Below are 24849 nucleotides of genomic sequence, written 5' to 3'. Positions count from 1 at the left end.
CAGGCTACTGGAGCCTGCCGATCAATATTTTAAAACATAAACACGTTCCGTCGAAACCTGTAAATCAACTATTTTTGATTTGTAGGCGTTGTTTCTGGCGTTTCTGTCGCCGGAGCCTGCGTAGGTATTACGTTAGTGGTATCAATAGGGTTGCTTGTACTATCTGTTGCTGTTGTATCGGCAGCGATATGTGGCGACGGGCATTGGTAGCTTTTGGTGATTTTAACCCATGGTTTTGGAAAATTACCATAAGTATAGCCCGATTTTGGATCGGCATAAACTTTTTCCATAAAGCGGCCAAAAATTGGCAGGGCTGTGTGCGAACCTTCGCCGGTTTCTGATGAGGTGAAGTGCACACTACGGTCATCACAACCTACCCAGATGCCGGTAACCAAATCTTTGGTGATCCCCATATACCAACCATCCACATAATCAGATGAAGTCCCCGTTTTGCCGCCTATCTGGTTGTCTTTTTTCCAAAGGCCAGGATATTCCCAAAGTGCCTGTGAGGTACCGCCCGGCTCTTCCATACCGCCACGGAACATATAAAGCATCAACCAGGCAGTTTCTTCGCTAATTACTTTTTCTGATTTTAGTTTAAATTCCTGTAATACATTACCATCCTGATCGGTGATTTTGGTTACCAATAATGGATCAATTTTTTCGCCTTTATTAAGGAACGTACTATAAGCCCGAACCATTTCATAAACCGAAACATCATTTGAACCCAAAGATACCGATGGCACAGATTTAAGCGGACTTTCAATACCTACCTTGTGGGCGTATTGCACAATTTTATCCCAGCCAACCTTTTCGGTAAGCTGCGCGGTAATAGAATTTACAGATTTACCCATGGCCCAGCGTAAGGACATTTCCTGGTATGAAAAATGGAAATCGGCATTGTTGGGTTGCCAAACTTCGTCTTTACCGTTGTCTTTATACTTTATGGTCACCGGCTGGTCGGTAAACTTATCGCAGGGAGTGTAGCCGTTATCCAAAGCGGTTAAATAGGCAAAAGGTTTAAATGTTGAGCCAGCCTGCCTGCGGGCCTGGTTTACGTGATCGTAATTAAAAAAGCGATGATCGATACCACCTATCCAAACTTTTATTTTACCTGTTGATGGCTCAATGGTCATCATACCGGTATTTAAAATTTTGGCGTAGTATTTTATTGAGTCGATAGTTGAAAATGTGGTATCCCGTTCGCCATTCCAGGTAAAAACGGTCATCTTCTTTTTAGTTTTAAAATACTCGCCAATCTTTACAGTATCACCTGCATATTTCTTTTGCAGCAAAGCGTAAATGGGCAGTCGTTGTTCGTTTTTAAGGATAAAATCTTTAATCTCTACGCCTTTTGAATCGCGCCAAGGGGTTTTGTTACCCCAAAGATTATAAAAACGCTTTTGGAGCATTTTCATCTTTTCGGCAACAGCTTCCTCGGCATATTGCTGCAGGTGCGAATCAATGGTGGTATAAATTTTCAGGCCATCTTCGTACAAATCATAACCATTATCCTTGCACCATTTATCCAGCCATTTTGCAACAGCACGGCGCAGGTAGGAGTCGCCATGTGAGTCTTCTTCCACGTAGCTTAAATCCAGTTTTAATGGCGATTTTACATTGGCATCGTACTCATCTTTTTTAAGATAACCATACTTTTCCATCTGGCCTAAAACAACATTGCGGCGTTCGGTAGCACGTTCTGGATTACGGATAGGGTTATAGCTTGATGTAGCCTTCAGCATGCCTATCAATAACGCGGCTTCGGCGGGGGTAACCTGGTCTGGTTGTTTATCAAAATATTTTAACGAAGCCGTTTTAATACCATAAGAGTTATTACCGAACGGCACAGTATTAAAATACATGGTAAGGATTTCATCCTTGGTATAAACGTGCTCTATTTTAAAAGCGGTAAGCCACTCCTTACATTTATAAACCACCGTACTTATGCCCGGTACATGCTTGATGATACCCTGCGATTTACGTTTACGGGTTTCAAAAAGGTTTTTTGCCAACTGCTGCGTTATGGTACTGCCACCGCGGCGGTCGCCCTTGGCGGTGGATAATAGACTGGTAAAAAAAGAATAAAAATCAACACCGTTGTGCTTGTAAAAGCGCACATCTTCGGTAGCTACCAAAGCATGTATCAGGTTGGGGGAGATATGCTTCAAATCAACCGGGGAACGGTTTTCTTTATAGTATTGGCCTATCAGCTTACCATCGGCAGTGTAAACTTCCGATCCTACAGACATTACCGGGTTTTTAATATCCTGCATATCAGGTGAGTAGCCGGATAACCACAGGAAGTTAAGCTCGATAGAGCAAAAGAAGATAATTATGAAGTAAATAAATATGGCTATGAACCTTAAAAAACGGTTGCGTATTCGTCTGAACATTGGGTAAAGATGTAAAATTATGGTGCTAAATCATAACACCAAACAAATATTAATACGTGCGGTTTACATAAAAGTTTGAGATATACTCTTCAGCAGCACTTTTGCTAAATTAGAGACACAAAGCCATCCTCTGTTACAAATTAATTATTACCTTGAAAACGCGGTGTAATATTTAGGATTGAACGTAGATATGGCATATCGGCTAAAGTAAACAGCATTATAATCAACGCAAGTTTAGCATCTAAATTTTATGTTAACAATGCGTAAAGCAATTTTTTTATCATGGGGAGTATAACAGATAAGTTTAAAGTAAGTAAAGGCAAAGGTTTTTCGCTTAAAGATCATGATCCTGCGTATGCCGATGGGTTTAAAAAAGAGGATGCCGACGAGATATTAAAAGACCTGATAGCCGAAACCGCAGATTTACAAACGGAACTATATGCAGCCAATAGGTATTCGTTGTTGATTATTTTCCAGGCGATGGACGCGGCCGGGAAAGATAGCGCGATTGCGCATACCATGTCGGGTTTAAATCCCCAGGGCTGCCAGGTTTATAGCTTTAAACAACCCAGCACCGAGGATTACGCCCATGATTTTTTATGGCGACATTATAAGGCCCTGCCCGAAAGCGGAAGGATAGGCATCCATAACCGTTCGCATTATGAAAACGTGTTGGTAACCAAGGTTCATCCCGATTTTTTACTTAACGAGCATTTGCCAAACGTAAACAGCCTTAAAGATATCGATGAAGAATTTTGGAATAGACGCTACGAAAGTATCCGGAGTTTTGAAAAGCACCTGACGGAGAACGGTACAGTGATCATTAAATTTTTCCTGAATGTATCTAAAGCCGAGCAAAAAGAACGATTTCTGAAACGGATAGATGACGCCAAAAAGAACTGGAAGTTTTCGGCCTCGGATATCGAAGAGCGGAAGCGATGGGGCGATTACATGAAAGCCTATCAGCAAGCCATTGAAGAAACTGCTACCAAAGAGTGTCCCTGGTATGTGATCCCGGCAGATAAAAAATGGTTTACCAGGATTGCCATATCTACCATTATATTGGAAACTTTAAGGGAGCTGAAATTAAAATACCCGGTGCTGCCTAAAGAGGAAAAGGATAGGCTGGATGAAGCTAAAAAAGAGTTAGAAAAAGAATAGGGTTATGCCCGTTTATGGGGTTTTATATATCGAATTTGGTTTAGATTTAAAAAGGAGGCACCTCCGGAGCCCGGCCATTTGATTTTTTGCTATAAACACGCGGCTCCGCTGGAGCCCATTACTATGCGTAATCTTTTTAAGACAATGCAGTGTTCAAAACTCCGTAGGAGTATCGTGTTTATAGAAAAAAATACTTTCATTTGTTTGGCTCCGTAGGTGCCTCCTTTTAAAAGCAAATCTTTAATTATATCCCCGAAAATATTGATTGTGCCCTTTCGCCAATTAGGGGTATCGGTTTTCTTTCGCCTTGTAAAACACCAATCAAACCAACCAACCATATCACGAACAGTCCTACTTTTATTACTCCAAAAATTGTGCCTCCTAAAGGGAAATCCGAAAAAAGGAATACTTCGCGCACTGCGTAATAAATAATTGCTGAAACGATATGGAACAGTAAGGTTTGCCTCAGCTGGTAGCTGGCAAGAGAGGTTTTATTATTTTGATAAAATGCAAAGTATGCTATCAGCCAGCCAACTATAGTGAAGTAGCTAACAGTGCCGGCCAGTTTGCCGTCGTCTTTTGAAAAATCGCTCATGTGAGTAGGGTTAATGTGGTGATTAATTGTTCATTAAAGCTAACCAAAAAATGGAGCAATTGTTTATCCATTATTTAAACATCACCCCAAACCATCTGCACATTTGAAATCTGCATATCCACACATCTATTCTACTGTTATCTCATCGGCAAAAATATAAGACTGGTTGCCTTTACTTTCATGCCAGTCGGGAAGTGGCCCGTATTGTTTGGCTACAATTTTAATATAACGTGTATTGGTATTTAAAGGAGCTATAAATTCTTGCGTTTGCGGCTTCAAGTCCTTAATATCTATCTTGCTATTCACCGTTACTGCCAATTTATAGGTTTTTCCATCGTTGGATGTCCAATACTGAACTTCCCGCGGGAAAATGATCCATGAGTTAGTATCCTGTAACGTACCGATGCTTACCTGTTTTACTGGTTTAACCATGCCGAAATCTATTATCGCTTCCAGATCTTTACCCTGGTAGCCCTGCCAGTTACCGGTACGCCAGTTGGCTGCTCCGTGGATGCCGTTAATGAGCGACTCATCGCCTTTATCGGCATAGGCGGGCAGGTATTTATTGGTGAGGGTAAGCTTCAAATCGCCCCTTAGTTTTACAAATGTTGCTTCATCAACAAAACTGCTTTTGCCATTCAATACAGCGATTGCTTTAACTGTTGTATTGGTGGTGATATTGATTGGCAGTGTGTAAAGCGTTGAAGCGGGGGTAGGGGTACTGCCATCTAAAGTATAATAAAATTTGGCATCCGCGTCGACGCTTTTAATTTGCACCGTAATTGGTTCTTTAAATGAACGGGAAGGGGCAATAATGTACGGGTTGGCTACAATTAGTTCATCGCTGATTATGGAGTTGGGCCTTTCAATTTCCTGTACAAATATTTTGTTGGCCAGTTTGCCGGCAAATACTTCAAATTCGCCGCCGTTTGCCAGGTCGTCAAAGTTGAGGTATAGTTTGTTGTACGCTTTTTTTGCCAAACTCATACCTTGCAGGTAAATATTGCCTTTGCCAATGCTTGCACCCGCATTGATGATGGTGAAAGTTTTGCCATTCTCCAGGTTAATAACCGCTTTGTCAAATTGCGGAACACCAATCTGAAACTGTTGCTGGCCCGGGGCGATGTTATAGATTCCTAAGGAACTCATCACATACCAGGCCGACATTTGGCCGCAATCTTCATTGCCAGCCAGGCCATCGGGTTTGTTACTGTATTCTTCCCGTAAAATTCGGTCTATATAATACTGTGTTTTTTCGGGTGAGTTGGTGAAGTTGTACAGGTAAGCCATGTGATGGCTTGGCTCATTGCCATGAGCATACTGCCCAATCAGTCCGGCCACATCAGGGATATCTGCGCCTTTTAATTTTGATTCAGTGGTAAACAGTTCATCTAACTTGGCTTCAAATCCTTCCTTGCCGCCCATTTTTGTGATGAGGGTTTCAATATCCTGAGGTACAAAAAAGGAGTATTGCCAGGAGTTACCTTCGGTGTAATTGCCGTTGATCTCTGTTGGATCAAAAGGAGTAAGCCAGCCGCCGTTGCTGCGGGCCTGCATAAAGCTGTTTTGGTTATTGTAAACGTTTTTCCAGTATTGCGCGCGTTGAATGTACTCGGTATAATCCTGCGGCTTATTCATCATTTTGGCCATTTGGGCAATGCACCAATCGTCATAAGCATATTCCAGGGTTTTTGATACGGAGGCGTCTTCCACATCAGAAAGTACCGCTCCGTTTTTACGGTAAACATCCAGGCCAAACTGGTTGCGGTTTACGCTGGCTTTCATGGCGGCAAGTGCTTTCTCTGCATCAAAATCGCGAATCCCTTTAGCATAGGCATCCACAATAACGGGAATAGAATGGTTGCCTATCATACAATAGGTTTCGGTACTGGCCAGCGGCCATACAGGCAATACGCCACCCTGATCATACATCGCCAGGAATGATTTTACAAAATCAAGTGTTCTTTTCCGGTCAATCAGGTTCAATAATGGATTTTCGGCCCGGTAGGTATCCCATAATGAAAATACGGTGTAATAGTTAAAACCCTGCGCCGTGTGTACCTGCTGATCCATGCCGCGGTACTGACCGTTCACATCGTTATAAATGTTTGGGGCAAGCATGCTGTGGTACAGGGCAGTGTAAAATATGGTTTGTTTAACCTTGGCATAGTTAATTGCCTTGGCTTTTTTACCTGTAGCAGGCATCGGGCCGTACGGAGTATTTACTGTACGCTGATCTTCCGGCTCAGCCTGCGAACCAGACGGGCCGCCGCCATCAACCTGGATCTTGTTCAACTCATTATTCCAGCCGGCGCGGGCTGCTTTTTGTACTTTCTTAAAATCGAAGTCGGGTACTTCTGCGTCAAGGTTTTTCAAGGCGCCCTCGGTACTAACGGACGAAATGCCAACTTTAGAGATCACTTCGCCGGGGTTATCGAACTGCAGGTACATTTTGATGTTTTTGCCCTGCAATTTGCTCCTGCCTTGCTGTACCGCGTCGTTACTGGCTATTCCATAAGTTATAAACGGCTTGGAAAATTTGGCATAAAAGTAAACCTGCTGATTATTTGCCCAGGATTTTGACTTGCGGTAACCGCGGATCTCGTGATCATTCACCACTTCTATCCATGAATCTAAAACTTCGTCGCGGTGTTGCAGATCGATGATGATATTGGCCTTTTGGGTCGACGGGTATTCGTAGCGATGTACGCCAACCCGGGTAGTTGCGGTAAGCTCAACGCCAATGTTATATTTATCTAACAAGGTTTTATAATACCCCGGCGATGCTAACTCATTCTTTTTTTTGAAGCCCGACCGGTAATCGGTGTTTTTAAACTGCGGATCACCAGTGGTAGGCATAAACAATACATCACAATAATCGGGAATGCCCGTACCGCTTAAATGCGTGTGCGAAAACCCGTAAACCACGGTATCGGTATAATGATAACCCGAGCAGCCGTCCCAACCCTCTAAGCGGGTATCGGGGCTAAGTTGCACCATGCCAAAGGGCATCACCGCGCCGGGATAAGTGTGCCCATGGCCGCCGGTGCCTATAAATGGATCAACCAGCAGGGCATAGTCCCTGTCTTTCCGTTTTTGTGCCGATGAATGAAAAGAGGAAAAGAGAAAAGCTACGGCTAAAATATTACAGCAGATGGTACACTTACGTGGCATATAATTAACGCTATGGTATAATAACGCAAATTAAAACTTAAATGCTGTATAAATAAAATAATCGCTCAACCAACGGTTGAGCGATTTTACATACAGGAGGTTATCATATCTAATTATGAACGCCGAATGCTTAAATTTCTATAGTAAATTCATCTGCATCCTTTAAAAAAGGTAATGTCCGGCGCGCTTTCTTCACTTCATCGGCAATTATCGAAAAAGTATACACATCATCTTCATCGCGTTTGTAGTAAACAACATTACCATTAGGATCGATGCAGGTAGAGTCGCCGGAGTGGTAAACTTCGTTACCATCGTGCCCAACCCGGTTAACGCCAATTACATAAGCCTGGTTTTCAACAGCGCGGGCCGGCAACAGAGTACGCCAGTGTAAAGCGCGGCGCTCGGGCCAGTTGGCTACCAAAATGAGCAAATCATATGGATTGTCGGCATGGTTACGGAGCCATACCGGGAAACGCAGGTCGTAACAAATCATGGGGCAAATTCGCCAGCCGTTAAGCTCAACAAAAAGTTTTTCGGTTCCGGCAGTGTAGGTATTGTGTTCTTTGCCTAAGGCAAACAGGTGGCGTTTATCGTAATGCTCATAGGTGCCATCGGTACGCATCCAAATAAGGCGGTTATAGTATTTGTCGTTTTCTTTAACGATGATACTGCCGGTTACAACGCAATCATATTGCAGGGCGGTGTCATGCATCCATTTCATGGTTTTGCCGTTCATGGGTTCGGCAAGGCGTTCAGCGTCCATGGTAAAGCCGGTGCTAAACATTTCGGGCAGAATGATCAGATCTGTTTTTTCACGAATGCCACCCGATAAACGAAGCGAAATATTTTGTAAATTTTTATCAGTATTTTCCCAAAAAAGGTATCCTTGAAAAACGGTTATCTTCAAATTATCCATATTTTTTAATTCATGGTTAACAGTTCATCGTTCATAGATGAAGTTTGCAAATTATGGTGAAAAGTGATAAGCAGGCAGAGTTACAAACCCTTAATCCGGTTATGATCCATCAACAACGAACCGTTTACCTTCATTTAAACTTTTAATAACCTATCAACGGCTTTATCTAAAGTTTCTTGCCTTTTGGCAAAACAAAACCTTAACACGTGATGGTCTATTCCTTTGCTGTAAAATGCCGAAACAGGTATGGATGCTACTCCAAATTCTTTAGTTAGGCGCAATGCGAAGTCGGCATCTTTTTCGTCGGTGATATTGCTGTAACGTACTGATTGAAAATATGATCCGTAGCAGGGGAGCAGTTCAAAACGGGTTTGCTCCAGGCCCTTGCGGAAATAGTCTCTTTTTTCCTGAAAAAAAGCCGGTAGGCCTAAATAAGTTTCCTCGTTTTTTAAATGCTCGGCAATAGCATATTGGATAGGCGTATTCACCGCGAATACTAAAAACTGGTGAATTTTTCTAAACTCGGCCATCAGGTTTGCAGGGGCCATGCAATAACCCACCTTCCAGCCGGTAGCGTGGAAAGGTTTACCAAATGAGGCTACAATAAAGCTGCGCTGCTGTAACTCGGGATAGCGGGCTATGCTGTGATGTGTTTCGCCGTCATAAATAAGGTGCTCATACACCTCGTCGCTTAAAATTAAAATATCCTGGTTTTTTACCAGCGCGTTCAACTCGTCAATATCTTCCTTCTGCAAAATTGTAGCAGTTGGGTTATGCGGCGAGTTTAGGATAATCATTTTGGTTTTATGGTTGATGAGCCTTTTTACCATATCCCAGGCAATGCGGTAATTTGGTGGTTCCAATGCCAATGATTTTACAACGCCCCCCATCAGCTTAATAGCAGGGGCGTAGCAATCAAAGGCCGGTTCAAAAATGATCACCTCATCATTGGGGTGAATCATGGCGCTTATAGCCGTAAAAATGGCTTGCGTGCCTCCGGCGGTAATGGTGATCTCGGTATCGGGATTGTAAACAGCGCCGTAAAGTTTTTCTGTTTTTTCGGCTATTCGTTCGCGCAGGCTCATCACACCGGCCATTGGGGCGTATTGATTGTGGCCATCGTTCATGGCCTTGTTAACCAGCGCTATTAACTCTTGCGAACAGTTATAATCAGGAAACCCCTGCGACAGATTGATAGCATTAACCTCATTGGCCAGGGCAGACATAACCGTAAATATAGTTGTGCCGGTTTGGGGGAGTTTTGAAACAACTGGAATCATCTAATGGCTAAAGTAAACAAAAAACTATAATCATATGTATCTAATAAATTACAATTATAGTTTTTTGAAAATATTTAACGTGTTAAGAAAAATAATATCTGCGGTAAAAAGCCGGTCTTATTTTTCTTTCAATGATGAAACCAATGACCGTTTTTGAGGCATTATACGCTATTATGCCAGGTGCATTATAGCATATAATGCTGTACCAGAGATACCTATCCAAAGCAGCACACCCTGCATAAACGGTTTAAAACCAACAGATAGTAAAACCGCGCGTGATAACCCGGCACCTATCAGGAATAAGGTAAGTGTTAACCCCGCTTTGGCTATCATAATAAAATAAGGGCTTACCAAAGCAACTACAGGTATGTAGGTATTGGCAATCATAGCCAGGATAAACAACCCGATGAAATAAGGGATGCTGATTTTTTTTGATTTGTTTTTGAACAGGAATGATGATACAAAAGCCACCGGGATAATCCATAAAGCCCTCGCCAATTTAACAGTAGTTGCTACTTCTAAGGCATGCGTCCCGTATTTGCCAGCCGCGCCAACAACGCTGCTGGTATCATGTATGGCAATGGCGCACCATAAACCAAATTGTGTTTGTGACAGGTTAAGGTAATGCCCAACTAAAGGGAATATAAATAAGGCCAAAGAGTTAAGAATAAACACACAACCCAGCGCCACAGAAATTTGCTTTTCTTCGGCCTTAATAACCGGTGATATGGCCGCTATGGCACTACCGCCGCAAATAGCGGTACCTGCAGAGATGAGGAAAGATGTCTTCTTTTCAATATTGAACCATTTGCCAATTAAAAAACCAAAGGTTAAGGTACTGATGATAGATACGATGGTGAACAGAATACCTTCCTTACCGGCCTGTAAAGCGCTATGCACATTCATCCCAAAGCCTAAACCAACCACCGAAACCTGTAGTAAAATATGCGTTGCCTTATGGTTTAAATGTAAGTAAGGGTGGCCTGTAAATTGTGCTATTACCAGGCCCATCATTAACGCAATTGCCGGACTGATAAATGGGGTTAAACAAAGCGTAACACAAACAGCGAAAATTACAACGCGTACATTTTTATTAAGGTTGATAAAAAGCGCGCCCGTGTTATTAGTTAATTGATTTTGAGTATTCATTTTATTGTTTTTAATACTCAAAGGTGAGGTTTTACCTCACGCGATTTTCATTACAATAATCAATCTTTAATAACTTTAAGTTATGATATGGACTGATTTATGCAAAATAAGACTGGCCAATACTACTTTAAAGGGATAGTAAAAGTTATGGACTGGTAAAATATTTTGCTCTACAATGGCACTGTATGCCGTGCAAGCTGTCCCCATTATTTTATCTTACGCTTTTTGCTAATTTTAACCCATGAGCACATTTGCCGATAGGATCATCGATTTTAATAAAAACCTGCAATACACCGGTACTTTGCCAACGGACATCAGCATCATGAACCCCTTTAGGGATAATGATTTCGCGTTTGATGTTTCATCACGGTTTTATCGTAAGTACTATAATGATGAGTACCCAAGGCATCTGATACTGGGAATAAACCCCGGCAGATTTGGGTCCGGGATGACGGGTGTTTCTTTCACCGACCCTAAACGCATGATTAACCAATGCCATATTCCTTACAATGGCCCTATCACGCATGAGCCGTCGTCAGAGTATGTATATGATATGATCAACGCTTTTGGTGGTATCAGCGAATTTTATCAGCAGTTTTATATCCACTCGGTTTGTCCCCTGGGATTTACCATTACCGGCCCAAAGGGGAAAGAAATTAATTACAACTATTACGATATGCCGGCGCTATCAAAAGCGGTTTACCCTTTTATTATAGAAAACCTGCAAAAACAAATTGACATTGGCTTTGAAACTGATGTTTGCTTTTGTTTCGGCACAGGCAAAAATGAAGCTTTCCTTAAAAAACTGAATGAAGAAAAACGATTTTTTAAAAAGATAGTCGCGCTCGAACATCCACGGTTTATTATGCAATATAAATCCAAAACCAAGCAGGATTATATTGATAAATATCTAAAAGCCTTTAGCGAAGTAATTATTTAGTGCTGATATCCAGGCGATGATCGCTGGGTTCCTTACCCGTGGCGTGGTAGTTTTTAATAAATGCAGCTAATTGCTTCAGTTCAAAATCTGTAAGCGCGGTACCGCCCGAATAATGATAACCAGCTTCAGAATCATCTAAAAAAATAGCGCCCAGGTAGCCTTTATCAAAAGTTTTCGGACTATCGGTATTCAAGTATAACTTATAGGTGCGCCATTGCCATCTTCAACTTTATTGATATCTGCCGGGTCAATAGCTATCTCCATATGTGTTCCGTCTTCCTTATTAATGCCAAATGTTACGCCGCTGGTGATCATGATGTTTGTGTTTGTTATAGATTAGACAACGGGTTGGGGGATTTGTTTGTCACATTAAATACAGATTTGAAAAGGACCGTAAGACGTATAAAATCCAAGACTTTTGAATGTTGGAATGGAGTAGATAGCCTGGCGTAGAAGACTCACCCGCCAGCCCGCCTTCGGCGGACGTCACCCTCTCTCCGGCTCCGCCGCATAGAGGGGTTTGTATATTAGTATGCTGTTATTCAATGATATAAACTAAGCGAAAGCGTTCAAACCCCTCTTTCCGCGAAGCGAAGAGAGGGTGGCGGGCGTAGCCTCGCCGGGTGAGTCATCGTCGCCGTTTCGAGCAAATCTTCCCGGAATCAAGAACCGACTTCGCCCCATATATCCACGCTCCTCAAAACAAATAAACATGCCATCATCCCTCACAATTTTGCCAATTAACAGCACAAAAAGTATTCGTGTAATTAAAAATAATTAGTGTAATTAGTAGCCATTATGCAAATTTTAACCTGTACCCAGCCTGGTGTTTTAAATTACGAACAGGGCGATAAACCGTTAACAAAAAAGGATCATGCTATCATCAAAATAAAGCGAATTGGTATTTGCGGTACCGATTTGCACGCTTTTGAGGGCACGCAGCCATTTTTTAGTTATCCACGTATTTTAGGTCATGAGCTTGCCGGCGAATTGGTTGAGGTTGATGGTGCAGACGATTTTCAAATAGGCGAGGCGGTAACTTTTATACCCTATTTTAACTGCGGTACCTGTATTGCCTGCCGTAGTGGCAAGCCCAATTGCTGTACCCAAATTAAAGTCTGTGGCGTGCACGTGGATGGGGGGATGGTTGAATATCTATCGGTGCCATCTGCGTCGCTTATACATGGCAACGGTTTAAGTTTTGATGAACTGGCTTTAATAGAACCATTGGCTATTGGCGCGCACGGCATCAGGAGGGCAGGAGTACAGCCCGGCGAATTTGTGTTGGTTATAGGTGCTGGCCCTATTGGGTTGGGTACTATGGAGTTTGCCCGTATTGCCGGGGGGAATGTTATTGCTTTAGATGTTAATGAGCAACGCCTGCAGTTTTGTAAAGACAAATTAGGTGTGGCGCACGTGGTAAATGCGAAATTGGCCGATGTTACGGAGCAGTTAATGGCTATTACCGATGGCGATATGCCTACCGTAGTAATAGATGCTACCGGTAATTTAAACGCTATTAATAATTCCTTTAAATATATGGCCCATGGGGCAAGGTATGTGTTGATTGGTTTGCAAAAAGGCGAGATCAGCTTTAACCATCCCGAGTTTCATAAGCGGGAGGGGACTTTGATGAGCAGCCGTAACGCCACCCGTGCCGATTTTGAACACGTGGTTGATGCCATGAAGAAAGGCCTTGTTGATCCGCTGACTTATATTACTCACCGGGTAGCCTTTGAGCAAGTTAAAGATCAGTTTAGCAGCTGGCTTAAACCCGAAACAGGGGTTATAAAGGCAATGGTATCTATAAATGAGGATTGAGGTACAGCTGGTAACAATTTTATCGACTTTTGAAATAAAATTAAAAAGTTTTAATATGTTTATAAAATTATTTCAATCGATTGCGCATATGGCAAAAATCAATCCTGGTTTTTAGCTTGTTATCTGTCGGTTGGGATTTTTAAAACTCTAACATATACTATTGATGACAGCACCCGCCAAAAAATTAATAAGGTATTGCTCCGCCGTGTTTCTGTTGAGCGCTTCGCTTACTGCCGGCGCCCAGGATGCCGCCAAATTTCCGCTCATCCCGTATCCCACTAATTTAACGGCAGGCGCAGGCGTATTTGTTGTAACCCCACAAACAACCATTGTAACCGCAAAACAATTTACCGGCGAGGCCGCTGAATTGAATAACTTGCTGGCAAAGGGATTAGGATCATCATTAAAAATAACGAAAACAGCAGGCTCGCATGCCATAAAATTAATTTATGATGCAGGTATTACCGCCCCCGAGGCTTATCAATTGACTATAACTCCGCAAGCGATAACTATAAAGGCCAATGACCCGGCGGGTGTGTTTCACGCGGTAGAAACCATAAGGCAGTTACTGCCGGTTGCCATAGAAAAAGGCATAGTTGGCAAAAAAATGACTTTGCCTGCTGTATCAATTGATGATCAGCCTGCTTACGCCTGGCGGGGAATGCACTTAGATGTATCACGTCACTTTTTTTCAATCAGCTACCTGAAAAGGTTTATCGATAGGATGGCGCTTTATAAAATGAATAAGCTGCACCTGCATTTGACTGACGATCAGGGCTGGCGCATCGAAATCAAAAAATACCCCAAACTAACCGAGGAAGGCGCATGGCGCACCTTCGATAAAAACGATACCGCCTGCACCAAACGCTCAAAAGATAACCCCGATTTTACCATTGATAAAGAGCATATCATTCAACGGAATGGTAAAACGCTGTATGGCGGTTTTTATACCGAACAGGAAATGAAGGGGATAGTAGCCTATGCCGCTTCTAAACACATTGATATTATTCCCGAAATTGATATGCCCGGCCATATGATGGCGGCCATTAACTCATATCCGTTTTTAACCTGCAACGGCGAAAATAAGTGGGGTACCTTATTCACCAAACCTATTTGCCCTTGTAACGAAACTACCTTTGAGTTTGCGCAGAATGTGTTTGACGAGATCATGGAAATTTTTCCATCTAAATATATTCACATCGGCGGCGACGAGGTTGACCGTACCGACTGGGGTAAATCCGATGCCTGCAAGGCTTTAATGGAAAAAGAAGGTATAAAAGACCTGGCAGCCCTGCAAAGTTATTTCATAAACCGCATGGAGAAATATTTTAACTCCAAAGGTCGTAAACTGATAGGTTGGGACGAAATTATTGAAGGAGGCATCAGCCCAACGGCTATTGTAATGTACTGGCGCACCTGGGTGCCAAAAGCCCCGGTTGAAGCGGTTAAAAACGGCAACACGGTGATTATGACGCCAGGCGAACCACTTTATTTTGATTATCAGCCAGATCAGTATTCTATTGACAAGGTTTATCATTTTAATCCTATTCCTAAAGTTTTAAACGCGCAGGAAGCTAAATCGATCATTGGTGCGCAAGCCAACATCTGGTCAGAAATGATCCCCTCAGAGCGCCGGGCCGATTATATGGCTATGCCAAGGATGACAGCGCTTGCCGAACGGTTATGGACAAATGATGATTCCAAGTACGCTTCGTACCTGCAACGATTAATAAAACAATACAGCAGGATGGATGCAATGAAAATAAACTATCGCCTGCCCGATTTACCCAACCTGTTAAACGAATACGTTTTTACTGATGAAGGCAAGCTAAGTATCGCGTCGCCATTGTCGATACTTACTATCCGGTACACAACAGATGGTACTTTGCCAAATGTTAGTTCGCCGGTGTTACCGGCAACGTTAATCATCAAAAAGTCTGAACTGGTAAGGATGGCCGAATTTACCCCGGCAGGAGTACGTGGCGATGTTTATAATTTAAACTACACCAAACAAAACATGCTTGGTCCGGTAAAAATTGCACCACCAAAGCCGGGATTAACGGCTACCTATTACAAAGCCTATTTTAAAGAAACAGCCTTAATGCAAAACGCTAAGGTTGATAGTACTTTTACTACTGATAAAATTGAAGTACCCGCAACGGTAAAAGCACCGTCTTTTGGTATTACCTATAAAGGTTATATCGATGTACCTGCCGATGGTATTTACAGCTTTTATTTAACCTGCGATGATGGCGGTGTGTTAAAGATTGGCCCGGGTGTGGTTGTTAATAACGATGGCAACCACTCGGCGCAGGAACGCAGCGGGCAAATAGCTTTAAAAATGGGCGCTCATCCTTTTAAACTCGATTTTATTGAGGGCGGCGGTGGCTTTACCCTTAAACTAAAATATAGTGTTAACGGCTCGGCTCCGCAGGATGTACCGGCGGCCTGGTTTAAAAATTAATGATTTTTATGAAAAAATTTACAGGCATTGTCCTATTGCTCATCATCGCCTTACAAAGTTTTGGCCAAACCGCGCCTAAGCCTTACGGCAAGCTACCCACCAAAGGCCAGCTTAACTGGCAGGAAATGGGCATGTATTGCATTATTCACTACGGGGTTGATGTATACACCAACAAGGAGTGGGGCTATGGCGATGAAGATGCTAAGCTCATCAACCCTTCGCAATTTAGCGCTATGCAAATTGTGGCCGCAGCCAAAGCCGGTGGTTTTAAGGGCGTAGTAGTGGTAGCCAAGCACCACGATGGTTTTTGTATTTGGCCAACCAAAACTACCGAGCACAATATCTCTAAAAGCCCCTACAAAAATGGCAAAGGCGATATGATGAAAGAATACCGCGAAGCCTGCGATAAATTGGGCATGCAATTAGGTGTTTACTGCTCGCCATGGGACAGGAATAATCCAAACTATGGCACTGCCGAGTATGTGAAAATTTACCGTGCGCAGTTAAAAGAACTATACACCAATTACGGGCCGTTGTTTATTTCATGGCACGATGGTGCCAACGGCGGCGATGGTTACTACGGCGGCAAGCGTGAGGTAAGGAAAATTGACCGCTCAACCTATTACGGCTGGGATACCACCTGGGCTATTACCCGCAAATTACAGCCCAACGCGGTTATTTTTGGCGATGTTGGTCCGGATGTGCGTTGGGTAGGTAATGAGGAAGGCCACGCCGGCGAAACCTGCTGGGCAACTTACACGCCCCATGCGCCAGAAGAAGGCAAAAAGCCTGGCAATGGTTTTGTAAAAGATTATGAAGGTACGGAGGGTACCCGCAACGGAGATTACTGGATGCCTGCCGAGTGCGATGTATCATTAAGGCCAGGATGGTTTTATCACAAAACCCAGGACGATGGCGTTAAATCGCCATATACATTGTTAGATCTTTACTACAAAAGCGTGGGGCGTGGCGCGGCACTGGATTTAGGTTTATCGCCCGATCCAAGAGGCATCGTTAACGAGATCGACGTAAAATCCCTTACCGAATTTGGCAATTTACTGAAGCAAACTTTCGCGGTTAACCTGGCAAAAGGCGCTACGCTTACCGCCAGCAATGTGCGTGGTGGCAACAAAGCGCAGTTTGGTCCGCAAATGTTGTTAGATAATGATAGATATAGTTACTGGGCTACTGATGATAAGGTAACTACGCCCGAGGTGATTATCGATTTGCATGCTCCTAAAACCTTCAACGTAATCAGGCTAAGGGAAAATATTAAATTAGGTCAGCGTATTGAAGCTGTTGAAGTTGATGCCTGGATGAACGGTAAATGGCAGCAAATAGGCGCGGCTACCAGTATTGGCGGTAACCGATTGATACGTTTAACACAAAATATTACGGCTGCCAAGGTGAGGCTAAGAGTGACCCAATCGCCGGTTAGCATCGCATTGAGTGATTTCGGCTTGTTTAAAGAGCCTGTACACTTAACCGCGCCTAAAATAGTACGAAGCAAAAAAGGTGAGGTAAGCATCACTACCGAAGCGCCGGTAAGCTCTATTCATTACACCGTAAACGGCGAGGAGCCTACATTGACTTCGCCGGTTTATAAAGAACCGTTTACACTTGCGGATGGTGGCATTATTAAAGCCCGCAGCTTTGAAGGTAAAACACAAAAGAGCGATGTGTCATTTGCCTCGTTAGGTTACGCCAAAACAGATTGGAAAATTGTAGATGCTAACACCGCCAATGATGGCGGTAACCGCGCCGAAAATGCTATTGACGAGCATACCGGAACTTTATACAGTACTCTTACAAAAGAGAGCGTTACCTACCCACAGCACATCACTGTCGACCTCGGCAAGGAATTATCAATAAAAGCGTTTGGTTACTTACCAAGGCAGGATAAACAAGCCGAGGGTATTGTAGATCAATACGTGTTTTATACCAGCACCGATGGCAAAGAGTGGACAAAGGTTGCCGCAGGAGAGTTCTCCAACATTAAATCGAACCCAATTGAACAGCCCGTGGTTTTAACTAAGGCGGTTAATGCCCGATATTTTAAATTTGAGGCTGCACATGTAATTGCAGGCAACGGCATTACCTTTGCCGAATTAAGCGTTTATTAATAAACTATTATTAGCTGTGGTTTATGTTTGACGGATATTAGTCACAGCAAAATTTCTATCATACAAAATGAAAAAACAGATTTGTTTGGCCGGGGTACTGGCAGTTTTAGCATTCAATTCCTTTGGGCAGGCACCCCAAAAAAAGGTGGCGGTTAAGGTAGCCAGCTTTACAAAATATGTTGATCCTTACATAGGTACGGGTTTTCACGGTCACGTGTTTGTGGGGGCAAATGTGCCATTTGGCGCGGTACAATTAGGGCCAACCAATCTGAGCGAAGGCTGGGACTGGTGTTCTGGCTATCATATTTCTGATTCAACCATCGTTGGCTTTCAACATACCCACCTGAGTGGCACTGGTATTGGCGACCTGGGCGATATATCCTTTATGCCCACAACCGGACCGATCAAAACCTACAAAGGCGGCTTAAAAAATATGGAAAGCGGCTACGTATCGCTGTTTAGCCATAAAGACGAGGTGGTAAAACCCGGCTACTACAAAGTAAAATTGAAACGTTATGACATTGGAGTAGAGCTTACTGCAAGCACACGTGTGGGGATGCATAAATACACTTTTCCTGCTTCAAAAGACGCGCACATTGTTATCGACCTTCAGGAAGGTATCGGATGGGATAGGGCCAAAGAAACCTATATCAAACAAGAGGATAAATACACCATTACCGGCTACCGTTTTTCAAAAGGCTGGGCCGATGATCAGCGTATTTATTTTACCGCTGTATTCTCAAAACCGATAAAAACGTTTACGGTATATGATAGTACAGCCAAAGCCGGTACGCAGGTAAAAGGTGCCAAGGTAAAAGGCGTTATCAGCTTTGAAACTACCAAAAGCGAAGTTGTTTACGCTAAAGTGGGTATCTCGCCGGTAAGCTCGGCAAATGCTTTGCTTAATATTAAAGCCGAAATACCAGGCTGGGATTTTAATAAGGTAGTTGCCCAGGCAGACCAGGCCTGGAATGCGCAGTTAGGCAAGATTGCCATTAAGGCCGATTCACTTTCTCAGCTAAAAAAATTCTACACTGCATTTTACCACTCTATGATAGCGCCATCGATATTTAACGATGTAAACGGCGATTACTGGGGAACAGATAAAAAGGTACACAAAAATGTAGGTTTCAATAATGTTACCACGTTTTCGCTTTGGGATACCTACCGCTCAAACAACCCGTTATCGACCATTATCCACCCCGAGCATACCAACGATATGATCAACTCTATGCTGGCCATTTACCAGCAGCAGGGGAGCCTGCCGGTTTGGCATTTAATGGCTAATGAAACCAATTGTATGGTAGGTTACAGCGCTGTACCTGTAGTTGCCGACGCGATGCTGAAAGGCTACAATGGCTTTGACCATAACCTGGCTTATGAGGCTATGAAAACTACCGCCATGGAAGATGCCCGTGGTATTAAGTATGTGAAAAAATATGGCTTTATTCCTGCCGATAGCAGCCGCGAATCGGTATCGATGGGTTTAGAGTATGCTATTGACGATTGGTGCCTGGCGCAGGTGGCCAAAAAAATGGGCAAAACCGCCGACTACGAATACTTCAGCAAACGCGGTCAGTATTATAAAAACTATTACGATCCTAAAGCTGGCTTTATGCGCGGCAGGTTGTCACAAACCGAATGGCGCACACCTTACAGCCCGTTTATCTCCATCCATGAGACCGGCGACTTTACCGAAGGTAATGGTTGGGAATATACTTTTCTTGTACCGCAGGATGTGGAGGGCATGATTAAAATGCTGGGCGGTGAGAAAAAGTTCAATATCAAACTCGATTCCTTATTTATCGCGCAGGGCGATATGGGTAAATTCAAATCACCTGATGTATCGGGCTTAATCGGTCAGTACGCGCACGGTAATGAGCCGGGCCACCCGATGACTTATTACTACGATTACTCGGGCCAGCCATGGAAAACCGCCGAAAAGGTTCGCTACGTACTTGATTATTTTTATACTGATAAAACAGATGGTATCATTGGTAATGAAGATGTTGGTCAAATGTCGGCTTGGTATGTGCTTTCGGCACTTGGTTTTTACCCGGTAAACCCCGCAAACGGATTGTATGTATTTGGCAGCCCGGTTATAAACGAGGCTACGCTGAAACTGCAAGGCAACAAAACGTTCCACATCGTGGTAAAAAATAACGGGCCTAAAAATATCTACATCAATAGCATGACCCTAAACGGTGTTAACCACACCAAAACCTACTTTGCCCATAAAGACCTCATGAAAGGCGGCGAACTGGTAATTACAATGGGCAACAAACCCGGTAAAGTTTGGGGCGTAGGAGAGGCCAATAAAGCGGTATCGGTAGCGAAGTAAAGAATAGTAGATGTATGGTTATTAATTTATAATATGAATTGATAAAAACGCGTCATTGCGAGTTGTAAAATCCGGCGGACTTTGACGGTGGGGACGACGTGAGAACTGCCTTCTACACCCTGTCATTCTGAGGTACGAAGAATCTTCTTCGCTATAAAAGTCTGCAATTAGCATGGCGAAGAAGAACCTTCGTACCTCAGGATGACAAACATTTTTTACAAAACGTCATTGCTTCGTGCCTCGCAATGACGCTTTGTGGTTGATATTTAATTACTTATAGATTCGGATTAATAGGTTTTAAATTCGGTCGGCTTTAAAGGCGCATTCCGCTGTTTCAACCTACCGGGTAACCTCCAATAAAAAATCATACAAATTAACCTCCGTAGCCAATACCAATTTTTTGCGTACCCGATACCGGCTAATCTCCACGCCTTTGAGTGAGATGTTCATCAGTTGAGCTATTTCCTTGGAGGTAAGGTTAAGGCGTAGGTAGGCACACAGCTTCAGATCGGTGGCACTTAAACAAGGATACTTGGTTTTCATAACACTCAGGAAGTTATTATGCACCTGGTCGAAATAAATGGCGAAGCTGTGCCAGTCGTCGTCTTTTTTCTCAGAATCTGTCAACAGGCGAAAAACGCTGCGAAATTCATGAGTAAGATCGGGCTGTTTTAGTTTTTTGATGATATTGGTTAGCTCATCTTTAATGTTCAGCAAAATGCGACCGCGATCAACCTGCTGCATGGTAATAGTGGCCAGCTCTTTGTTTTTGTAGTTCAACTCGGTTTCCAGGTTTTCATTTTTCAGGGCGATGATCTCTTTTTCATTTCTGTCGAGTTCCAGGCTGTGGAGGTAACTCAACCGGCGTTGTTCTTCCTCATGTTTTTGCTGATGCAGTTCAAAGCGTTTTTGCTGCAATTGATACACATAGTAAATGGCATAGCAGGCCAATAAAAGGTAAACGATATACGCCCAAACCGTTTGATACCAGGCCGGCTCAACAATAAAAGTATAATTAACCTCGGGCGAAGCATTTCCCAGGTTATTACGTACCTTAACCGAAAACGTGTATTTGCCGTATGGCAGATTGGTATAGTCTTTCTCTGTTTTTGCTGACCATTTAGACCATTCGCTGTCAAACCCCGCCAGCTTATAAGTAAATTCCTCATTGCTTTTTTGGGCGAATAGGGTAGATGAGTATTCAAAGTGAAAAGAGTTCCAGTGCTTGGATATACTTGTTGCGTTGTTTTGATCCTGCATGGCAGCAATGCGGCCATCTTTCATAAAATAGCCGCCAAAAATAAGGCTGTCTTTTTCGGCAATGGCTTTTACAGAGATAAGCAACACATTTAACCTGGTTTCAGATTTTACATACTGCCGGTAGTTTAAATGGAAAATACCGTTGTTTGATCCTATAAAGATGTTTTCAAGATCATAGGGATACAAATTAGCCACGCCTTTAACCGTTTGTGAGGCCAGTTCGGGGAAATAGATCACCGTATAAGGTTTACCTGCCGATGGTTTGCTGAAATCCATTACCCCAACCCGTTGGTCGCTTACAAACCATATGTTGCCATAAGTATCGGCTGTTAAGTTTTCAATAGATGAAGTGCCAAAGGCAGACTTGTAAAATGCAGATTCTTCAAACTTATTGGCAGCGGCATTATACTCATAAACACCTTCTTCCGTCCCCACCAGTACTTTGTTTTTAATAAATACCACATGGTTGTTTAATACCGATGGCAATCCGTTTTTATCGGTATATTGCGTATAGTGCGCTATTTTTTGTCTATCGGCAGAAAGCTGAAATTTATAAACGCCCCGGTAGGGGTGGCAGGCCCAGATTACATTGTTGTTGTCCCTGGTTACGGTTGATAGGGACTCATAAATGCCATCAATTTTACCATCATTCTTAAAATCATCGCCAGTATGTTTCAATAATTGTAACCCGGTATAAGTGCCTGCAATGATATCTGTCGATGAAGGGATGGTAACAAACCGCCATGCGCCTTGCCCGGTAGCTATTGGCTTTGCCTCGTTGCCGGTGATGGTAAAAGCACCTTCTTCGTGCCCCATTAACAGGTGGTTATCAACCTGGGCTAAAGTCCATACCTGCCCGCGGGTGTTTTGAACCTCGGTAAACTGGGTTTTATTGTTGCTCAGGTCGGTTTGCTGCCTATCTAAAGGCGCGCTGAATAAACCGTTTGATGTGCCTACAAATAGCTTATTATCAAAAACACTGATAGAATTGCTTTTTACCTGGTTTTGCTTGCTGGCATAAATATGTTTAACAGCCGAACTATAGTTGATAAAATCCAGCCCATTTTCTAACCCCAGCCAAAGGTTATTGTCTTTATCCAGCAGCAGGCTTAGTATATTGTTGCTTTGCAGGCCATCTGTAGTTGAAAAACGTTCAACCAGATTTCCTTTATCATCTATAAAAAATAAGCCCTGTGCTTTAGTGCCTATAGCGTAACGGTTATTGTTGATCTTTTTAGCGCAACTTACCTGGTCGTTAGCTAAAAGACCATCAATCGCGGTTGATTTTTTAATTAAGGTATTGCCGGAGAGCAGGAAAAGTCCCTTTTTTGAGGTAGATACCAATACTGTATCCTTATGGTAGTCCATAACACCGGTAATGTGTAAATCTCTTGTAGGCGTTTGCGTGTTGCATGCCTGCCACTCAGATTTCTGAAAATTCATTAGCCCCTCGTCCTTGTCCTCGGCAAAAAGTTGGCTTCCTGCATAGTTGAGTAAGCGCCAGCCCCCAGGTGCGTCAAAGGTTTTAATTTGGCTATGGTTATATTCAAACACACACTCAATGGTACGAAAAAATACTTCGTTTTTATAAAGCACAATCCCCCATATTTCGGCAAATTGGCGGGCCTTTTGGGGCATCAGTTGTTTGATGGAGTGAAACCGCAAAACTCCGGCTGCATCCGGGAAAAAGTAGCCAATTTCGTCCTGGCCGCCTACATAGATCCGCCCTTGTGGATCTATAGCTACTGATTTTATAGCCGCTTTATTAGGTAGCGGATAGCTTTTCCAGTAACTGCCATCAAAAGTGAGCAGGCCATCATTGTTAGCAAAATACATGATGCCGTTTTTATCCTGTTTGGCATCGTAAATTTCGCTGCCCGCATTGAAATCGGCATGGGTATAGTTTTTAATGGAGGGGATACCAATAGAAGTTTGCGCGTTTGCAGCGCAAAATACAACGTTCAGAAAAAGGAAGATCAGGGTAAAGTTCTTCATCAATTGGTCCTCAAAAACAGGGTGGGTTTATCAGGATGAAATTAGATAAAGATTTTCAGATAAAGAACTTTAACCGGCAATGTAGTGGAGCAGATAGCTATAAATGAGGCTGATTGTAGTAGTTATGTAGGGTAACGTTCTTGAAAATTTCAAAATTAAAACAGTCAATATTCAGTGAACATTGTTTGGAGTTGTGGCAGCCCAAGATATCGCGTTTTTTATGAGCAAGGTGAAATTATCGTCTTTGAAAAGTTCAGGGAAATGGCCCATGGCTATGTATATGTTTTTCGCTTTTATGTGGTCATTGGTCCAGATCACCGGATGATCGCCCATTTTAATGTTGATGTTGGGCACGTAGGTATTTTCATCAATACTGGCCAATACGCGTACATTTGCCCGCGGACTTTTATTGTAGGTGTACCATTCATCTTTGGTGCTAAAAGTTGCGGGTAGGCCTTTTAACGCCGGATGGTTTTTATCTTCTACAGTAAGCAAGGCCGTAGTACCCCCATGAATACAATCTTTAAACTCAATACCGCCCATAAAGTCCGAATACCATTGCCACATAGGGTAACCATCAAAAACGCCCAGCAGCGTGGGGTGATGGAAGCCTATCCAGCCACCTTTGCCATGTTCCAGGTAATCTGTAAATGCTTCCTGGGCTTCTTTACCCCAGGGATAGGGTGGGTAATCCAACTGAATGAATAACTGATACTGTTTAAGAAAATCTTTGGTGATAGGTTTGGTATCGCTGATGTAGTCGATGGCGAAATTGCTGTCAATAGCCAGTTTATTGAGCCAGATGCGGGCGGCGCTGTCAAAACGGGCATGGCCTCCGCCGGTTTCAGCAATCGCAATCGCTTTAAAACGGAGCTTTGGTGTTTGGCCCTGTAGCGGATTAAAGTTGCAAACGATGACGAAAAAAGTAAAAAGTGATAAGGTTAAGGATTTCATATGTTGGCGCTCGCTTGCTTTCTGTTTAGGCAATGATATGTCAAAAAAATGGTCCAAAATGGCAAAAAACATGTGGTAGTGGTAATGTAGGGCGGTTTTGCAGGTAGTTTATAATTGTTAATACTGATATTTGAAATACAGGTATCGCACACTTGTTTAAACCTTTTACCCCTCATGACCAAGCAAAAAAGGACAATCAGATTTTTGTTTTTTATCGGATGCATGCTGTTGCCGCTGGTTAATTATGCTACCAATTCCAGGTTGCTATTAAAGAGGGTCT

Annotated in this window: 16 protein-coding genes; 6 read left to right on the top strand and 10 right to left on the bottom strand. The window is 43.0% G+C overall.

What is annotated here, in order from left to right; translation table 11 throughout:
* Positions 1–68: 68 nt before the first annotated feature.
* Positions 69–2396, bottom strand: a complete 2328-nt coding sequence (locus QWZ17_RS17120; RefSeq protein ID WP_290306501.1) for a penicillin-binding protein 1A — start codon at positions 2394–2396, stop codon at positions 69–71.
* Positions 2397–2678: 282 nt separating this feature from the next.
* On the opposite strand from QWZ17_RS17120, the gene QWZ17_RS17115 reads away from it, so the two are divergent.
* Positions 2679–3557: a polyphosphate kinase 2 family protein gene (locus QWZ17_RS17115; protein WP_290306500.1), complete on the top strand. Its 879-nt coding sequence runs from the start codon at positions 2679–2681 to the stop codon at positions 3555–3557.
* A 244-nt stretch (positions 3558–3801) separates the two neighbouring features.
* Here QWZ17_RS17115 and QWZ17_RS17110 read toward each other — a convergent pair whose 3' ends face one another.
* From QWZ17_RS17110 to QWZ17_RS17090, 5 genes are all read right to left on the bottom strand, one after another.
* Entirely contained in the window at positions 3802–4152 is a 351-nt protein-coding gene (locus tag QWZ17_RS17110; protein ID WP_290306499.1) for a hypothetical protein, read from the bottom strand.
* Positions 4153–4278: 126 nt separating this feature from the next.
* Complete coding sequence (locus QWZ17_RS17105; RefSeq protein ID WP_290306498.1) at positions 4279–7326, bottom strand: GH92 family glycosyl hydrolase; 3048 nt, start codon at positions 7324–7326, stop codon at positions 4279–4281.
* 130 nt (positions 7327–7456) lie between these two features.
* Positions 7457–8242, bottom strand: a complete 786-nt coding sequence (locus QWZ17_RS17100) for an amidohydrolase (protein WP_290306497.1) — start codon at positions 8240–8242, stop codon at positions 7457–7459.
* A gap of 134 nt (positions 8243–8376) precedes the next feature.
* Positions 8377–9522, bottom strand: coding sequence for a methionine aminotransferase (locus QWZ17_RS17095; protein WP_290306496.1), 1146 nt, complete (start codon positions 9520–9522; stop codon positions 8377–8379).
* A gap of 171 nt (positions 9523–9693) precedes the next feature.
* Positions 9694–10671, bottom strand: a complete 978-nt coding sequence (locus tag QWZ17_RS17090; RefSeq protein ID WP_290306495.1) for a YeiH family protein — start codon at positions 10669–10671, stop codon at positions 9694–9696.
* A gap of 241 nt (positions 10672–10912) precedes the next feature.
* Here QWZ17_RS17090 and QWZ17_RS17085 point away from each other — a divergent pair, with 241 nt between their 5' ends.
* Positions 10913–11611 (top strand): SMUG2 DNA glycosylase family protein, encoded by a 699-nt coding sequence (locus tag QWZ17_RS17085; protein ID WP_290306494.1) that lies wholly within the window; start codon positions 10913–10915, stop codon positions 11609–11611.
* On the opposite strand, the gene QWZ17_RS17080 is transcribed toward QWZ17_RS17085, so the two are convergent.
* Together QWZ17_RS17080 and QWZ17_RS17075 are read right to left on the bottom strand one after the other, a co-directional pair.
* Positions 11604–11804 carry a hypothetical protein gene (locus QWZ17_RS17080; RefSeq protein WP_290306493.1) on the bottom strand — a complete coding sequence of 67 codons (201 nt, stop codon included), beginning with the start codon at positions 11802–11804 and terminating at the stop codon, positions 11604–11606. The genes QWZ17_RS17085 and QWZ17_RS17080 overlap by 8 nt on opposite strands.
* The gene (locus tag QWZ17_RS17075; protein WP_290306492.1) at positions 11801–11926 is read right to left on the bottom strand and encodes a hypothetical protein; all 126 of its coding nucleotides are present in this window, start codon (positions 11924–11926) and stop codon (positions 11801–11803) included. The genes QWZ17_RS17080 and QWZ17_RS17075 overlap by 4 nt, the downstream gene beginning before the upstream one ends.
* A gap of 483 nt (positions 11927–12409) precedes the next feature.
* Between QWZ17_RS17075 and QWZ17_RS17070 the strand changes: the two genes are divergently transcribed.
* The 4 genes from QWZ17_RS17070 (at position 12410) to QWZ17_RS17055 (ending at position 20360) form a co-directional block, all read left to right on the top strand.
* The gene (locus tag QWZ17_RS17070; protein ID WP_290306491.1) at positions 12410–13432 is read left to right on the top strand and encodes a zinc-binding alcohol dehydrogenase family protein; all 1023 of its coding nucleotides are present in this window, start codon (positions 12410–12412) and stop codon (positions 13430–13432) included.
* Positions 13433–13595: 163 nt separating this feature from the next.
* Positions 13596–15896: a family 20 glycosylhydrolase gene (locus QWZ17_RS17065; RefSeq protein WP_290306490.1), complete on the top strand. Its 2301-nt coding sequence runs from the start codon at positions 13596–13598 to the stop codon at positions 15894–15896.
* A gap of 8 nt (positions 15897–15904) precedes the next feature.
* Entirely contained in the window at positions 15905–18019 is a 2115-nt protein-coding gene (locus QWZ17_RS17060; RefSeq protein ID WP_290306489.1) for an alpha-L-fucosidase, read from the top strand.
* Between the two features lie 67 nt (positions 18020–18086).
* Positions 18087–20360: a GH92 family glycosyl hydrolase gene (locus QWZ17_RS17055; RefSeq protein WP_290306488.1), complete on the top strand. Its 2274-nt coding sequence runs from the start codon at positions 18087–18089 to the stop codon at positions 20358–20360.
* A gap of 339 nt (positions 20361–20699) precedes the next feature.
* Here QWZ17_RS17055 and QWZ17_RS17050 read toward each other — a convergent pair whose 3' ends face one another.
* Complete coding sequence (locus tag QWZ17_RS17050; RefSeq protein ID WP_290306487.1) at positions 20700–23615, bottom strand: two-component regulator propeller domain-containing protein; 2916 nt, start codon at positions 23613–23615, stop codon at positions 20700–20702.
* Positions 23616–23786: 171 nt separating this feature from the next.
* Positions 23787–24569, bottom strand: a complete 783-nt coding sequence (locus QWZ17_RS17045; protein ID WP_290306486.1) for a ThuA domain-containing protein — start codon at positions 24567–24569, stop codon at positions 23787–23789.
* Between the last annotated feature and the right edge of the window lie 280 nt (positions 24570–24849).

This window comes from Mucilaginibacter flavus, assembly GCF_030409315.1.
Classification (GTDB): Bacteria; Bacteroidota; Bacteroidia; order Sphingobacteriales; family Sphingobacteriaceae; genus Mucilaginibacter; species Mucilaginibacter flavus.
The sequence above is the reverse complement of the archived record's forward strand: the minus strand, read 5'-3'. Positions and strand labels throughout refer to the sequence as shown.